This window comes from Streptomyces sp. NPDC043427 (assembly GCF_056436655.1).
Map to the genome: position 1 here is coordinate 1 of NZ_JBWKCC010000023.1, position 15,450 is coordinate 15,450.

Annotated in this window: 9 protein-coding genes; 6 read left to right on the top strand and 3 right to left on the bottom strand. The window is 71.0% G+C overall.

Going from position 1 to position 15,450, the window contains the following annotated elements:
- Nucleotides 1–91 precede the first annotated feature (91 nt).
- Nucleotides 92–2,923 (bottom strand): helix-turn-helix transcriptional regulator, encoded by a 2,832-nt coding sequence (locus AC067M_RS30275; protein WP_478700221.1) that lies wholly within the window; start codon nucleotides 2,921–2,923, stop codon nucleotides 92–94.
- 52 nt (nucleotides 2,924–2,975) lie between these two features.
- On the bottom strand, nucleotides 2,976–3,398 hold the full coding sequence (locus tag AC067M_RS30280; protein ID WP_079664470.1) for a cupin domain-containing protein: 423 nt from the start codon (nucleotides 3,396–3,398) through the stop codon (nucleotides 2,976–2,978).
- A 364-nt stretch (nucleotides 3,399–3,762) separates the two neighbouring features.
- On the opposite strand from AC067M_RS30280, the gene AC067M_RS30285 reads away from it, so the two are divergent.
- The 5 genes from AC067M_RS30285 to AC067M_RS30305 all read left to right on the top strand — a co-directional run bounded on the left by AC067M_RS30285 (nucleotide 3,763) and on the right by AC067M_RS30305 (nucleotide 12,746).
- On the top strand, nucleotides 3,763–4,752 hold the full coding sequence (locus tag AC067M_RS30285) for an ROK family glucokinase (RefSeq protein WP_478700222.1): 990 nt from the start codon (nucleotides 3,763–3,765) through the stop codon (nucleotides 4,750–4,752).
- Nucleotides 4,753–4,907: 155 nt separating this feature from the next.
- A complete protein-coding gene (locus AC067M_RS30290; RefSeq protein WP_478700223.1) occupies nucleotides 4,908–6,341 on the top strand; it encodes a sugar porter family MFS transporter in 1,434 nt (477 codons plus the stop codon).
- Nucleotides 6,338–6,709, top strand: coding sequence for a WhiB family transcriptional regulator (locus AC067M_RS30295; protein WP_478700224.1), 372 nt, complete (start codon nucleotides 6,338–6,340; stop codon nucleotides 6,707–6,709). Before AC067M_RS30290 ends, AC067M_RS30295 begins: the two co-directional genes overlap by 4 nt.
- 240 nt (nucleotides 6,710–6,949) lie before the next feature.
- The gene (locus tag AC067M_RS30300) at nucleotides 6,950–9,700 is read left to right on the top strand and encodes an ATP-binding protein (RefSeq protein ID WP_478700225.1); all 2,751 of its coding nucleotides are present in this window, start codon (nucleotides 6,950–6,952) and stop codon (nucleotides 9,698–9,700) included.
- Between the two features lie 271 nt (nucleotides 9,701–9,971).
- Complete coding sequence (locus tag AC067M_RS30305; RefSeq protein WP_478700226.1) at nucleotides 9,972–12,746, top strand: helix-turn-helix transcriptional regulator; 2,775 nt, start codon at nucleotides 9,972–9,974, stop codon at nucleotides 12,744–12,746.
- A 172-nt stretch (nucleotides 12,747–12,918) separates the two neighbouring features.
- Here AC067M_RS30305 and AC067M_RS30310 read toward each other — a convergent pair whose 3' ends face one another.
- Complete coding sequence (locus AC067M_RS30310; RefSeq protein WP_478700227.1) at nucleotides 12,919–13,857, bottom strand: sigma factor-like helix-turn-helix DNA-binding protein; 939 nt, start codon at nucleotides 13,855–13,857, stop codon at nucleotides 12,919–12,921.
- 619 nt (nucleotides 13,858–14,476) lie between these two features.
- On the opposite strand from AC067M_RS30310, the gene AC067M_RS30315 reads away from it, so the two are divergent.
- Nucleotides 14,477–15,319 (top strand): alpha/beta fold hydrolase, encoded by an 843-nt coding sequence (locus AC067M_RS30315; RefSeq protein ID WP_478700228.1) that lies wholly within the window; start codon nucleotides 14,477–14,479, stop codon nucleotides 15,317–15,319.
- The last annotated feature ends 131 nt before the right edge of the window (nucleotides 15,320–15,450 follow it).

The window sequence follows — 15,450 nt, forward strand, 5'->3', positions numbered from 1 at the left end:
AGGACCCCAAGCCGTTCATCTGGACCAAGACCGCCGAAGAGATCCTCGATTCCCTCGCCCGCTTCTGCCAACGGATCTCTGGCGCAGGACACTAGGCCTGCGAAGAGGTGGCAGACCGCTCCGCCCGGGACTGCTGAGGCGGCAGCGCGGCCAGGGCCTCGCCGAGGCTGACACGCGAGGTGATGCCGAGCTTCCGGAAGATCCGGTGCAGATGGGCCGCCACGGTTCGGTGGGAGAAGAAGAGACGTTCGCCGATCTGTTTGTTGCTCAGCCCGGTCGCGGCGAGTGCGGCGATCTGGTGTTCCTGCTCCGTGAGCGGCTCGGCCCCCAGGTGCTGATGGGCCCCCCAGGTTGCGGTACGGCCGGTGGCCCGCAGCTCTTCGGCCGCCCGCGCGACCCAGGGGGCGGCCCCGAGACGGCGGAAGGTCTGGAGGGCGGCGGCGAGGTGCGTCCGGGCGTCCTGGGCGGCCCGTGCGCTACGCAGGTGCTGCCCGTAGGCCAGGCGGACGCGGGCGAGGTCGAAGGGCCAGCGCTCGGCACCGGGAACGGCGAGCGCTTCCTCGAAGGCGTCGGCGGCCCGGTCCTCGGGGGCGGCGAGCGCGGCCGAACCGGCGGTGACCAGTGCCAGGCGGCCGGAGATTCCGGGCAGGCCCGTCTCCCGCATCGCGGCGACATGGGCGAGTGCCTCGGCTCGGCGTCCGCTGCGCACCGCGGCTTCCACGAGGTCCATGGCAACCCACAGAGCCAGCGGGGCATGCGGGGCCAGCACGCCTGAAGGGCTGATCGCCGAGGCGTCGAGGAAGGCGTCCTCGTGGTCACCACGTCCCAGGGCGGCCAGTGCCGTCATGTGCCGCGCGAAGTGCTCGACGGTCCACGCACCGCGGGGTACCGCCCACTCCGTGATCCTCTGTGCCAGCCCCCGCACCGTGGCGTCGTCGCCCCGCGCCGCGGCCAGCAGGCCCTGGGCCCGGTGGAACTGCTGGGCCAGCATCTGATATCCATGGGCCTCGCTCAGCGCCAGCCCCTCCGCGGCGAGACGGCCGCACTCGTCCCACCGACCCGTCGTGAAGTCGTCCAGGCACAGCACCACCAGCGCGATGAGCGCCGACGTGACCGCGCCGCCTTCGCGCCCGTTCTCGACGACGGGCCAGAGCGCCGCACGGCACCCTGTCGCCCGGTCCACGAACAGTGCCGCCATCGCGATCCGTTCGATCCGGCTCGGGTCGGTCTGCCGGTGCAGGTCGTGGATGACCGCATCGAGAAGGCCGAGGGCTGTCGGGGAGGAGCGTGCCGGGTCGGCGTAGACGTCGCCGAGCAGTTCCTGGAGGGGAGGCATCGGCACGGTCAGCTGCGACATGGCGGCCTGGTACGCGTTCCAGAGCTCGGGTCTGCCCGCGCACAGACACACCCTGCGCAGGGTGCACAGCGCCTCGAAGAGCGCCTCGTCGTCGCCGTCGGACCTGCCGTCGCGGGTCATGATCGCGCCGAGCAGCAGCCGGTGCGCGGTGTTGACATCACCGTCGCGGTTGAGCAGCACCTGGGCGGCCGCGGCCGCCGCCCGCAACGATCCCCGGAGTTCCGGGTCGGCACGTCGGGCCTCCACGAGCAGTTCGGCCGCGGTACGCAGCTCTCCGGCCACGTCCGCGCCCACGAAGGCGGCTTCGGCAAGCCGTCTGGCGCGGTTCGCGGGGCCGGGAGTGAGGTCGGCGGACCGCACCAGCGCGTTGAAGGCGCCGACGGCGTCCCCGCGCCGGCGGACCCGGTGTGCGGTGTCCTCCAGGAGCGCGGCGACCTGCTCGTCAGGATCGGGTGTGGCCTCGGCCAGGTGCCAGGCCCGGCGATCGGGCTTACTGGTGAGCGCTTCGGCCAGAGCCAGGTGGGCGTCCAGGCGCTGACCGCTGGTCGAGCCCGACACGACGGTCGCGCGGATCAGCGGATGGTGGAAGGACAGCCGCCCCAGACCTCGGTGTTCGATCCGCAGCAACTGTGCCCGCTCCGCGGGAGCGAGAAGGGCCAGTACGTCCTCGCCGGGGGCGGCGGCCCGCAGGACCGACAGGTCCCCGCCGCCCTCCAGCGCGGCCAGGAGCAGCAGGCGGCGGGTGGGGGCCGGCATCTCCGCGACCCGGGAGCCATACAGGTCCCGCAGCCGACGGCTGAGCGGGAGTACCTCGGACAGCAGCACTCCCGCGCTGCCTCGCGAGTCGTCGAGCGCGGCCGGCAGTTCTAGCAGTGCCAGGGGGTTGCCCCGCGCCTGCGCGAGGACCCGACGCAGCTCCTGCCCGGTGAGCAGCGGGAAGTGGGTGCCGACCAGGGCGGCTGCCGCCCTGTCGTCCAGTGGGGACACAGTGTGTTCGGGAAGCCCCGCGCGTTCGAAGAAACTCTCGAACCCCGGCCGCGAGGCCGCGAGAAGGCCCACTCGGCTCCCGGTCAGCCGCCGGGCGACGAACGCGAACGCCGCGGCGCTCGCCCGGTCGATCCATTGCAGGTCGTCGATGACCAGCAGAACGGGACGGCTGCTCGCTGCCCGGCGGAGCAGTGCCAGTACGGCCCCGTACAGGACCAGCCGATCCACCGGGGCGCCGTCACTCGCGCCCAGCGCCACGGTCAGGGCTTCCCGGTGCACCGGGTCGAGCCCGTCGTACTCGTGCAGCAGGGGTTCGAGTACGTGGTTCAGTCCGGCGAAGCTCAGATCCGCGAGGAACTCGACCCCGTCGGAGCGCAGGACCAGCGCACCGGCCGCCGTCGCCGCCGTTGCCGCGGCATCAAGAAGCACGGACTTGCCGACACCCGGTTCCCCGGACAGCACCAGCACCCCACCGCGCTCGAGCACCTGGTCGACGTACGACCGAAGCAGCTCCAGTTCCCGGTCGCGTCCTACCAGCCCCTCGGTCGTGCTGTGCGGCGCCGATCCATGACCAGCCACAGCGTCCCCCTTCGAGATCTGACGTGGCGGACTCTCGTCCCCCGGGCCGTGGTTAGTCCTCGGAAGGCCGCGGGGCTCGCAGGTGGGCCCGTTTCGACAGCTCTTCCTCCTCGACCAGGGTGAGCATCGGCTGGCCGGGCGCGCACAGCATGATGACGACGTACTTGGCCGGCGTATCCGACAGGGCGTTGCCGTTCTGGTAGTGGATCACGTCACCGCCCGGCTCCCAGAAAGTCTCACCGGCCTTGATCACCCGCTCGGGCTCGCCCTCGAGTTCCCACCGGACGGCGCCTTCGGTGACGTAGCCGAAGCACGGCCCCGAGTGTCGGTGCGGCGGCGTCCCGGGGTGTCCCGGAGGCCACTCGACCACCACGGTCATCGCCGAAGCACCCTCCGGCACGAAGGGCGGCTTGACGTCCGCCAGCATCCTGGGCCCGGTCCCGTCCTGGCTCCCGTGCTCGTCGAGTCCGCTCATGGATGTCTTGTCCAACACCGTGTCATACCTCCGCTAGATCCGACTTGGTTCGCTTAGAAGACAACGCAGGGCACCGATGTGTGACACAGCGAGCGACTACGGCTGGACACAGTCGAATGACTCATGCAACTCGCCACCGAATTACGGAAGCTGAGCCTGTAGACGGACCGGCGGCGAAGCGCCGCCTCCAGGGTGCCGAAGCCGCCATGCCCGTTGTTCCGGCTGGTGACGAGCCGACTCCCCCCTCCTTCACACGAAATCACAACGTCAGGAGCCACACCATGTTTCACGGACCCGTCAGCCGGTCAGGCGGACACAAGCGTCGGTACGCGCACCGTCGGTTCGACGGCGTGGGCGGTGCCGCATGAACGACCAGAACGGCGGTCTGACCGTCGGCGTAGATCTCGGCGGCACGAAGATCGCCGCCGGGACGGTCGACCCCGGCGGGGAGGTCGTCTCCAGGGTGCGCGTCCCCACCCCGCACGACCCGGACCGGATCGCGGGGGCGATCGCCGAGGCGGTCCAGCGGGTCCGCAAGGGCTGGGACGACGTCCGAGCGATCGGTGTCGGAGCAGCCGGATACGTGGACGCGGACCGCTCGACGGTGCGCTTCGCACCCAACCTGGGCTGGCACGACAAGGAGATCCGGGACATCGTCCAGGAGGCCACCGGGCTTCCGGTCGTCGTCGAGAACGACGCGAACGCCGCCGCTTGGGGCGAGTTCATCCATGGAGCCGGTGCCGGGCATGACGACATGTTGATGGTCATGGCGGGCACCGGCCTGGGCGGCGGCATCATCAGCAAGGGCCGGCTCTTCCGCGGCCACTTCGGCATGGCCGGCGAGATCGGCCACTACCGGGCGGTCCCCGACGGGCTCCCCTGCCCCTGCGGCCAGCACGGCTGCATGGAGCAGTACGCCAGCGGGGCGGCCCACACCCGCCGCGCCCGCGAGATGGCGGCCGCTGATCCGGCACGGGCCGCGGTGGTGCTCGCGCTGGGCGACGGCACCCCCGACGGCCTCGACGGGCACCATGTGACCGAGGCCGCCCTCAGTGGCGACCCCTTCTCCCTCGAGGTGTTCGCGCAGTCGGGCCGCTGGTTGGGCCAGGCCCTCGCCGACCTCGCCTCCATCCTCGACCCGTCCGTCCTCGTCATCGGCGGCGGCCTCGGCGACACCGGCGAGCTGATCAGGCGTCCGGCCGAGATGTCCTACCGTCGGGCCCTCGGCGGCGGCGAGCACCGCGTCTACGCCGAGGTCCGCACCGCCACCGTGGGATCGGACGCCGGCCTCATCGGCGCGGCGAACCTCGCCCGCCTGCACGAACTGCTCTCAGCCCCGACGGCCGGCGTCTGAGCGGCGGCATGCTCGCCGCCCGGCACGACGACCGGTGCCCGGTCATCAGCGCGGTCGTCCATCCGATCCACGTCCCCTACGACTGGTACGCCCGCCTGGCGGGGAGCTCCCGCCTGCGCCGGTGCGTACCCGGTCCTGTGAAGGAGTCCTTGTCCATGACCGCGAACGCCTCTTCAGCGGGGCGGGCCCACTCAGGGGCCGCGCTCCGCCCGACCAACCTCCGGCGCGTCACCTATATCTCGGCGGCCGCGTCGATCGGCGGCTTCCTGTTCGGCTACGACAGTGCCGTCATCAACGGCGCCGTCACCGGAATCCAGCACCGATTCGATGTCACCTCCAGCGAGACGGGCACCATCGTCGCCTCCGCTCTGCTCGGTTCCGCCTTCGGAGCGGCCGTCGCCGGCCGTCTCGCCGACCGCATCGGCCGTCGGCGCGTGATGCACTTCGCCGCGGTTCTCTTCGCGATCAGCGCGCTCGGCTCGTCCATGCCCTTCTCCGTCTGGGACCTGGGCGCCTGGCGCGTCGTCGGCGGTATGGCGATCGGCCTCGCCTCGCTGATCGGGCCCACCTACATCGCCGAGGTCGCGCCGCCCGACCATCGCGGGCGGCTGGCCTCGTTCCAGCAGGCGGCCATCGTGCTCGGCATCACCGCCTCCCAGCTCGTCAACTGGGGCATCGCCCAAGGGGCCGACGGCAAGAGCGAGAACCTGCTGGGTGCCCTGCATGCCTGGCAGTGGATGCTGATGGCCGCGGTCGTACCGGCGCTCGCCTACCTGTTCCTCACCCTGCGCATCCCGGAGTCGCCGCACTTCCTCGTCGCCACGGGCCGCGAGGTCCAGGCCCTCGCCGTGCTGCGCGACCTGCAGGGCACGTACGCGGGCTCCGAGGAGCGGATCGCCGAGATCCAGCATGCTCTCAAGACCGATCACAAGCCGCGGGTACGCGATCTGCTCGACGGCCGCTTCGGACTGCTGCCGATCGTGTGGGTCGGCATCGGGCTGGCCGTCTTCCAGCAGCTCGTCGGCATCAACGTCATCTTCTACTACTCGTCGCTGCTGTGGCAGTCGGTGGGCATCGACCAGGCCAACTCCCTCCTGATCAGCCTGTCCACGTCGATCATCAACATCATCGGCACCGTCGTAGCGATGCTGCTGATCGACCGGGTCGGACGGAAACCGCTCGCGCTGACCGGTTCGGCCGGCATGGCCGTGTCGCTGGCCTTCGCCTCCTGGGCCTTCTCGTACAAGACAGGCAGCGGCGGCAGTCTGTCCATCCCGGACGCCCAGGGCACCGTGGCGCTGGTCGCCGCCCACTCCTTCGTGTTCTTCTTCGCGGTCTCATGGGGTGTGGTGCTCTGGGTGATGGTCGGCGAGATGTTCCCGCTGAGGATCCGCGCCGCCGCGATGTCGGTGGCGACCGCCGCGAACTGGATCGCCAACTGGGCCGTCACCGAGAGCTTCCCCCGCATGTCGGACTGGAACCTGTCGTCCACCTACGCGATCTACGCGGCCTTCGCCGTGCTCTCGTTCGTCTTCGTCGCCGTCAGGGTGCGCGAGACCAACGGCAAGAAGCTGGAGGAGATGGGATGACAGCGTCTCGTACCCCCGTGATGAACAACGGTGTCCTGCCCGTCCGCCCGGCGGCGGTCCGGTGGCCGGCCGCGGCCTGCCGAGGTGCCGACATCGAGACCTTCTTCCCCTCTCCGGGCGACCTGGCGACCGTCCGACGGGCGCTGATGATCTGCGATCGGTGCCCCGCGCGGATTCCGTGCCGCCGGTATGCGCTCGACCACCGGGAGCGGCACGGGATCTGGGGAGGTCTGACCGAGGAGACACGGGAGACGCTCATCCGCATCGGGCCGCCGCCGGCCGTGCCCTCTCTGCCACAGGAACCCGTCGCCGAACCGATCGTGGAACGGGGGTTCGCCCTGCTGGAGTCGTCGCGGGGCGCGCGGTGAGCGCGGAACCGGCCGGGCCCACCGGCTCGGCCGGTTCTGTCGCGTGACCGCCTTCGGGTCCGGGCCTCGGCGCCGCGGCGCAGACGAGACTTGAGTCGTTCTACCGATGGTGCGATCGCGCCGAGGGTGTAGGGGGCCACGGTTAGGATGTGGTGCGACGTGACGCCCTGCACTGAGGAAGCCGCACATGTTCAGCACAGCAGCCGGGGCCCTCCAGAGGCCGAACCGAGCCCCCGCGCGATGATCGGCCGGGACGAGGAGCTGCGCATCCTGCGCGGGCTTCTGGCGGACGCGGCGGACGGACGCGGCAGTGCGCTGTTGATCCACGGCACCGCCGGTGTCGGTAAGTCGGCTCTGCTGCGCTCGGTCGGTGCCGAGGGCACCGAGGGCGGTTTCAAGGTGCTGAGCACAGCCGGTGTGGAGACCGAGCTGTGGCTGCCGTTCGCGGCTCTGCAACTGCTGCTGCAACCGGCCGCCGACGGCATCGGGAAGCTGCCGTCTCCGCACCGCACCGCGCTGGTCGACGCCTTCAGCGCCACCCAGACCGAGCCCCATATCTTTCGGGTCGCGCTCGCCGTGCTCGAACTGCTCACCGACGAGGCCGACCGGCAACCGCTCCTGCTGCTCGTCGACGACCTGCAGTGGATCGACTCGCCGAGCCGGGACGTCCTCAGATTCGTCGTCCGCCGCACCCGCGATCTTCCCGTACTGATCGTGGCGGCGTCCCGGGTTCATTCTCCCGACTCCTACGCCCCGAGCGCGCAGCCGGACCTCCATCTGCAACCGCTCGGCCGGTCCGCCGCCGCCGAACTGCTCGACGCGGGTGCACCGGACCTGTCGGCGCCGCTGCGGGCCCTCATCCTGGAGCGCGCCGCGGGCAACCCGCTGGCCCTGGTCGAGCTGCCCAAGACGGTGCAGGACATGGCACCGCAGCTGGACGATCTGCCGCTGACTCAGCGGCTGGAGGACGCGTTCGCCGCGCGTACGGACTCGGCGAGCCCGGAGTGCCGAACGCTCCTGTTGGCCCTGGCCACCGAGCCCAGCGCACCACTGAACCGGCTGCTGGACGTGTCGAGTCGTCTGACGGGCACGACGGTTTCCGTGGACGCGGTGCAGGAGGCGGTCGACGCGGGCCTGGTCGGGCTGGTCGGCCGTAGCCTCGAGTTCCGGCATCCGCTGATGCGCTCGGCGATCTACACCCGTGCCACGGTCGCCGACCGGCTGGCCACCCACCGCGCCATCGCCGTGGCCATGGCCGACACCCCCGAGCGCCGGCTCCTCCACCTGGCGGCCGCGACGCTGGGCCCGGACGAGGAACTCGCCGCCCAGCTGGAACGTTTCGCCGACACCGCGCTGGCCCGGGGCAAGGTGGCCTCCGCCGTGCCGGCCCTGCGCCAGGCGGCCGAGCTCGTCCAGGACCCGCGCCGCAGGACCGAAATCCTGGTCCGGGCGGTCGAGTCGGCCAGCGAGATCAATGACCGGGTTCACACCCAGATGTTGCTGGACCGGGCCGACATGAGCGAACTCGGCCCGCTGGAGCGGGCCCGCCTCATGGTCGTCTCCGACAAGGCGGCGTTCGAACCCGACGAGCCGCAGCGCCGGATCGAGGACATGGTGACCACAGCGGCCGGCGCGTTCGACGCAGGCGGCGTGCAGGTCGCCGAGAACCTGCTCTGGCGGGCGGCCGCCCGGTGCTTCTTCCAGGACGGAGACGCACGGGTGCGCACGCTGGCCGCGGCCGAGCTGGACCGATGGAACCCCGATCCGGACGCTCCCGTCGTGCTGACGGTACGGGCGTACACCGAACCGTTCCGGTACGGCGCCGAGGTGATCGCACGGCTCGGCAGCCTCCGGCCGGACCGCCTGGACGGCCGGATCATGCATTTCCTCGGCAGCGGCGCGATGGTCCTGGGCGACGCCACCCTCGCCGCCCGGTACCTGTCACTGGCGGCCGCGGCGTGGCGGTCGCAGGGCAGGCTCGGGCTGCTCGCCCGGTCACTTGCGGGCAGTTGGCCGCGGGTGTACCTCGGTCAGCTCGATCGGGCCCGCGAGGAGTCCGGCGAGGGACTCGCGCTGGCCGAGGAGACCGGGGAGTGGATCGTCTGGCTGGGGGTGAAGGCGACAGGGAGTCTGGTGGCGGCGCTGCGCGGGGAGACCGAGGCCGCGGAGCGGATGCTCGGCGAGCTGCGCGCCCACCGGTTGTTCCCCGGCATGCCTTTCGCCGCCGTCATGGCGCAGCAGGTAGAGGGCCTGCTCGCGCTCTTCGACGGCCGCGCGGCCGAGGCGTACGACGCACTCGCGCGCGCGTTCGATCCGACGGACCCGCATTACCACTCGGTCAGCCGCTGGCTGCTCGCACCGGACCTGGCGGACGCCGCAGTGGCCGCGGGCACCGTGCAGCGGGCCCGGGAACTACTGGACGGACTCCCCGAGCTGGCCGCCCGACTGCCCTCGGAAATGATGGTGGTGGCCCACGTCTACACCGAGGCGGTGCTGGCGCCGGACGACACGGCGGAGGAGCACTACACCGCGGCACTGGCCGCGTTGCCCGCCGGCTGGGCCCTGACGCGGGCCCGGCTGCACCTGCACCACGGCCGCCGGCTGCGTCGGCAACGGCACAACGTCGACGCCCGGAATCCGCTGCGCAGCGCCCGCGACGAGTTCGACCGGGTCGGCGCGCGGCCTTGGGCCGAGATGGCTCGCGAGCAGTTGCGTGCCGCCGGCGAGTCGAGCGGCCGGCGGCACGCGAACACCAGCGACCGGCTGTCGGCCCAGGAGATGCAGATCGCCGTGCTCGCGTCACAGGGACTGAGCAACCGGGAGATCGGTCAGCGCCTGTTCATCTCGCACCGCACCGTCGGAGCCCACCTGTACCGCATCTATCCCCGCCTCGGCATCACCAGCCGGGGCAAGCTCGCTGCCGCGCTCGCCGCACTCCAGGACGGACGCGCGGCGAGCGACTCGTGGCCGACGCCGGTTGACAACACGTAGTCACCCGCCTGTTCGACTCTTGGCTGCCCGGGCGGGGAGAAACGCGTCTGCCTGAAATCGACGAGGACCAGCGGGCGTCCCGTTTCGCCCGCGCCTTGCGCGCTCAAAGTCCGTGGGGAACCGCTCTGACCAGCACCGTCACAGGGCGGGCGAGCCTGCTCAGTCGTTCTGCGGGCCCGCAGGCGAGCCGACTCGTCACGGTCGACCACGAGCACGGCGATCAGCAGTCGGATTACCATACTCAGCGAACATTCCTGACAAGGGAGCTGCCATGGCGAGGCGCGGTTCACGGGCCGGGCTTCTCGGCAGGGAGAGCGAATGCAAGGCCCTCGACGATCTCGTGGCAGGTGCCAGGGCCGGGCGCAGCGGTGTCCTGGTCCTGCGTGGTGAGCCCGGGATCGGCAAGACCGAGCTGCTGAGATATCTCCTCGGTCGTGCCACCGGATGTCGCACCATCAGAGCGGCCGGCGTCCAGTCCGAGATGGAACTCTCCTACGCCGGCCTGCACCAGCTCTGCGCTCCTCTGCTCAGCGGGCTCGACCAGCTGCCCGAGCCTCAGCGTGATGCGCTCGGCACGGCTTTCGGTCTGCGCGCCGGCGCCGCGCCCGACCGGTTCCTCGTGGGTCTGGCCACACTGAGTCTCATCGCCGACGCCGGCGGTGACCAGCCGCTCGTCTGCATTGTCGACGACGCGCAGTGGCTGGACAAGGCGTCCGCGCTGACCTTGGAGTTCGTGGCCCGCCGACTGCTCGCAGAATCGGTTGTGCTCGTCTTCGCCGTCCGTGAACCCAGTGCCTGCCATACGTTCGGCAGCCTTCCCGAGCTGTCCCTCACGGGACTGATCGAGCGTGACTCCCGGACACTGCTCGACTCGGTCGTCACCGGTCCGCTGGATGAACGGGTGCGCGACCGCATAGTCGCTGAGTCACGCGGCAACCCGCTGGCCCTGCTCGAGCTGCCGCGCGGGTTGACCACGGCGGAGATGGCCGGAGGGTTCGGGCGTCCGGACGCATGGCCGTTGTCGAGCCAGATCGAGCAGGGGTTCCTCCGCCGCGTGCAGGCGCTTCCGTCCGAGACCCGACGCCTGCTGTTCATCGCCGCCGCGGAACCGCTGGGCGACGTGACACTGCTGAGGCGTGCGGCCGGCCGCCTCGGCATCGACGCCGACATCGCCGTGTCGCACGAAGGCGCGGCGGACCTGATCACACTCGGCACCCGGGTGCGGTTCCGGCACCCGCTGGTGCGCTCGGCGGCCTATCGAGCGGCGGGCCCGAGCGAACGGCGAGAGGTGCACAGGGCGCTGGCCGACGTCACCGATGCCCGGCTCGACCCCGACCGCCGGGCCTGGCACCTGGCCGACGCGGCCTCGGGGCCCGACGAGACAGTGGCCGCCGCACTGGAGCGCTCCGCGGGCCGGGCCCACGCACGCGGCGGCATCGCCGCGGCCGCCGCCTTCCTCCAGCGTGCGACCGCGCTGACACAGGATCCCGCGCGACGCGCACAGCGCGCGCTGGACGCGGCACAGGCGAAACTCCACGCCGGGGCGTTCGAGCCGGCCGCCACCCTCCTCGCCACGGCGGCGGCCGGACCCCTCGACGAACTGGGCCGAGCGCGGATCGAGGTGCTGCGCGCCGGGATCGCGTTCGCCCAGAACCGCGGCGGCGAGGCCCCGCAGTTGCTGCTCGCCGCCGCTCGCCGGTTCGGCCGGCTCGACGATGTCGCACTCGCTCGTGAGACCTACCTGGACGCCATGGCGGCGGCGATATTCGCCGGCCGCCTGGCGCGCGGCCCAGGGCTGCTGGAGGTGGCCGAGGCCGCCCGTGAGGCCCCGCCGGCACGGCAGCCACAGGTGTCCGACCTGGTGCTGGACGCCCTCGCCGTGCGAGTCGCCGACGGTTCCCCAGCCTCGGCGTCGATGATGGAGCACGCACTCGAAGCACTCTGCGACGAGCGGCTCCCCGTACAGGAGCAGCTGCGCCGGCTGTGGCTCGCGTCCGTCATCGCCTCGGATCTGTGGGACGACGAGCGCTGGCACGCCGCCGCGACCCGTCATGTGACGGTCACCCGCGAGGCCGGAGCGCTCAGCGCTCTCCCCGACGCACTCGACTCCCGCGCGTTCGTGCACCTCATCGCCGGGGAACTGGCGGCGGCCGAGTCGCTGATCGAGGAGATCGAGGCGGTGTGCGCGGCAACCGGCAACAGCAACCCGGGACGTGTGGGCCCCCTCGGCCTGGCCGTCTGGCGTGGTCGTGAGGGACAGGCCCGTACGTTGATCGACGCGGCCCTGGCCGAGGCGGTGCCGCGGGGCCAGGGGGCCGTTGTCACCGCCACACGCTGGTACGAGGCGGTGCTCTGCAACGGGCTCGGCCAGTACCCGCAGGCGCTGGCCGCGGCCCGGGAGGCAGCGGCCGAGCAGCGGGAGTTCTCCGCGCCGCGACGGGGCCTGGTCGAGCTGATCGAGGCGGCCGTACGGAGCGGCTCACCCGAGTCGGCCACCTGCGCGCTGGAGCAACTCTCGGAGGCGACGCGAGCCAGCGGCACCGACTGGGCGCTGGGCGTGGAAGCGCGCTCGCGGGCGCTGCTCAGCGAGGGCGACTCCGCGGAGCGGCTCTACCGTGAGGCGATCGAGCGGCTCGCACGGACCCGGGTCCGCATGGAACTCGCCCGTGCACATCTGCTGTACGGGGAGTGGTTGCGCCGCGAGAACCGCCGCTCTGATGCCCGTGCCCAACTGGACGTCGCACACGAGATGTTCACCCGGTTCGGGGCGGAGGCGTTCGCCGAACGCGCGCGAGGCGAGTTGCAGGCGACGGGGGCGAAGGTCCGCACCCACGCGGTCGCGACGCCCAAGGCTCTCACCTCGCAGGAGGCGCAGATCGCCCGACTCGCCGGGCAAGGGCTCACGAACCCCGAGATCGGCGCCCAGTTGTTCATCAGCCGGCACACAGTCGAGTGGCACCTCCGCAAGGTGTTCTCGAAGCTCAGCATCTCTTCCCGCCGGGAGATCCGTGCCATCCAGTTCGAAGACGAGGCGACATCGGCCTGATCCGCGACTGGAGTGACCCCGAAATCCGAGACCTGGGCGTTGGGCACCTCGTATCCAGGGGGTCCTCACGGACATGGGCCGGAGCGGCCTTGAGGCGCGAGGCGCTGGAGTTCTCTGCGTCTTCGGGGTGGCGGTCAGGCCGGGCGCTTCTGGCTCTCGACAGGACACCGTCTTAGTCCCGGTCTGCAGCGGACACGTTGTTCGACCCACCAGGCCCACCAGGCACCCGAGGTACACCGGGAGAGGCATCCGGCCGGTTCCAGAGGCGCAGTTTGTCGGGGTTCAGAACGGCCCAGACCTGGACGACGTGATGGCCGGCGATGTCGAAGCTGATCACGGCGGCGACCTGGCCGTCGTAGCGCACGACGATCCCCGTCCGGCCGTTGACGGAGTGGAGGTCCAGTGCGGTACGGGGGCGGTGGGAGAGCAGAGTGAGCAGGCTGCGGGCGACCTTCAGGGCACCGTGGACCGGCCGGTCCAGAGCCCGCACCTTGCCACCGCCGTCGAAGAAGGCCGTGGCGTCGGGGGCCAGCAGAGATGACAGGAGGGCCGAGTCCTCCGCGGCGCAGGCCTCACGGACCGCCCGGACCATCCGGTCGTGCTGCTGCGGCATGGTGGGACTCGAACGCTTGGTCCGCAGGGTGCGACGGGCCCGTTCGGCGAGTTCGGTACATTCCCGTTCCGTCTGGCCCACGATCTCGGCGACCACCTGTGGCGCCATCCCGAAAACATCATTGAGGACGAACGCTGCCCGCTCGGCCGGGGACAGGGAATCCAACGCGTTCAGCAGAACCTCGCTGACCTCGTCCGTCAAAGACGGACAAGCCCTCACTGTCGACTCACCGGCTGTCCCTGCCGCGCCCGGCCCTCGACGCTCGGGCAGGGCCAGGCACGTCAGGCAGATGGCGCCCGCCGTCTTCACCAGCCAGGAGAGCGGCTCCGCGATCCGCGCCCTCTCCGGATCGGACAGGCCGTACCACCGCCGGTAGGTCTCGGTGACGACTTCGTCGGCATCAGGACCTGTGCCCACCATCCAATAGGCGACGGCCAGCAGATGCTGCCGCTCGTCAAGCATCTCAGCGATCGGCACCGCGTCATCGGCCTGGTCCATACGGCATCTTCCCTCTCACACGGCAGTCCATCGCCTACACCGCGACGTCTCGGCCGACGTCCGGAACGGCCTCGGCGGACCGAGCGCGCCGTCCCGACCTGTCGTGTCCAACGTTCTGGTCACGCTGTTCTCGACAGTGCAGACCGGACAGGCATGGACCATGTGACACGGGCAGTGACGCGGGGGAGGAAAGTGCCTGCGAACGCGCAGGGTGACGTTGAGATGCGGGCGGGTGCATGCCCCCAGTGGGCCGACACGCGACTGGCTGAGTGGCGACCCGTATGGGACAGGGACCGGCCGGGCCCGCACGTCTCGAGCCCGCGGCGACGAGGGGCACATGTCACACATTCGATGAGCGTCCTGTCATAAGGGCGAAAGGCGGTAAGTGGGACTGTCGAGTCAACCGGCCGTTCCCGCCCGGCGGTTGGCACCCGGCTCGTCCACGTTGGCAGCCCGCCTCCTACCTGGTTTCCGCGTCGCAGCAACGATGCCGACCGCGCCGCCGTACACGGCTCCAGCCCCGCCTCAGCAGTGGGCTGTCGTGGGCCGCCGACCATCAGCGCCGCGCTCCTTCCACCAGAAGTCGGCGCGTCTGCGCAGCCTCGAAAGGTGTCTGCCTATGTTCCGCTCATCCCTCGCCCGCCGGTCCCGTACCCCGCTCACCGTTGTCGCCGGGGCCGGCATCGCTGCGGGCCTGCTGGTCACCGCGGTCGCCCCCGCCTCCGCCGACAAGGGTGTCCACGTACGGAGTCCCAAGCCCACCGTCGTCCTGGTCCACGGTGCTTTCGCCGACTCCACCAGCTGGAACGACGTCATCAAGGAGCTTCGCCACGACGGTTATCCGGTCATCGCGGTCGCCAACCCGCTGCGGTCCCTGAGCGGCGACTCCGCCTATCTCAAGGACATCCTGGCGGGCATCGACGGTCCCATCGTTCTGGCCGGGCACTCCTACGGCGGCTCGGTCATCAGCAACGCGGCCACCGGCAACAAAAACGTCAAGGCGCTGGTCTACCTCGCAGCCTTCCTCCCCGAGAAGGGCGAGAGCGCGGCCGACCTGTCGGGCAAGTTCCCCGGCAGCACCCTCGGCGAAGCCCTCCGCTCCGTGCCGTTCACGGAGGCGGACGGCTCCCAGGGCGCCGACCTCTACATCCAGAACGACAAGTTCCGTCACCAGTTCGCCGCCGACGTGCCCCGTAACAAGACCGACCTGATGGCCGTCACGCAGCGACCTGTCACCAACGCCGCCCTGGCCGAGGGTGCGGCCGAGCCGGCCTGGAAGACCATTCCCTCCTGGGTCCTGGTTGCCACGCAGGACCTCAACATCCCTGCCAAGGCTCAGGAGTTCATGGCCGAGCGGGCAGGCGCCCACACCTCGGAGGTCCGCTCGTCGCACGCGGTGAGCGTTTCGCAGCCCGGAAGGGTCACCGACGTCATCGAGGGCGCTGCGCACTCGGTGCGCTGACGCTTCTTACGTATGTGGTCAGGGGATCGGGGGGGGGGGGGGGGGGGGGTCCGCTCCCCTCTCTTTCCTTCTCCGCCCCCCCCCCCTAGGGGGCCGCCCCAAATAGCGGAAGAAGGGGAAATCTCCCCCAC

Excerpts from the sequence above, each read along its gene's own strand:
- AC067M_RS30280 (WP_079664470.1), bottom strand. The coding sequence starts at position 3,398 with ATGAGCGGACTCGACGAGCACGGGAGCCAGGACGGGACCGGGCCCAGG.
- AC067M_RS30285 (WP_478700222.1), top strand. The coding sequence starts at position 3,763 with ATGAACGACCAGAACGGCGGTCTGACCGTCGGCGTAGATCTCGGCGGC.
- AC067M_RS30290 (WP_478700223.1), top strand. The coding sequence starts at position 4,908 with ATGACCGCGAACGCCTCTTCAGCGGGGCGGGCCCACTCAGGGGCCGCG.
- AC067M_RS30295 (WP_478700224.1), top strand. The coding sequence starts at position 6,338 with ATGACAGCGTCTCGTACCCCCGTGATGAACAACGGTGTCCTGCCCGTC.
- AC067M_RS30300 (WP_478700225.1), top strand. The coding sequence starts at position 6,950 with ATGATCGGCCGGGACGAGGAGCTGCGCATCCTGCGCGGGCTTCTGGCG.
- AC067M_RS30305 (WP_478700226.1), top strand. The coding sequence starts at position 9,972 with ATGGCGAGGCGCGGTTCACGGGCCGGGCTTCTCGGCAGGGAGAGCGAA.
- AC067M_RS30310 (WP_478700227.1), bottom strand. The coding sequence starts at position 13,857 with ATGGACCAGGCCGATGACGCGGTGCCGATCGCTGAGATGCTTGACGAG.
- AC067M_RS30315 (WP_478700228.1), top strand. The coding sequence starts at position 14,477 with ATGTTCCGCTCATCCCTCGCCCGCCGGTCCCGTACCCCGCTCACCGTT.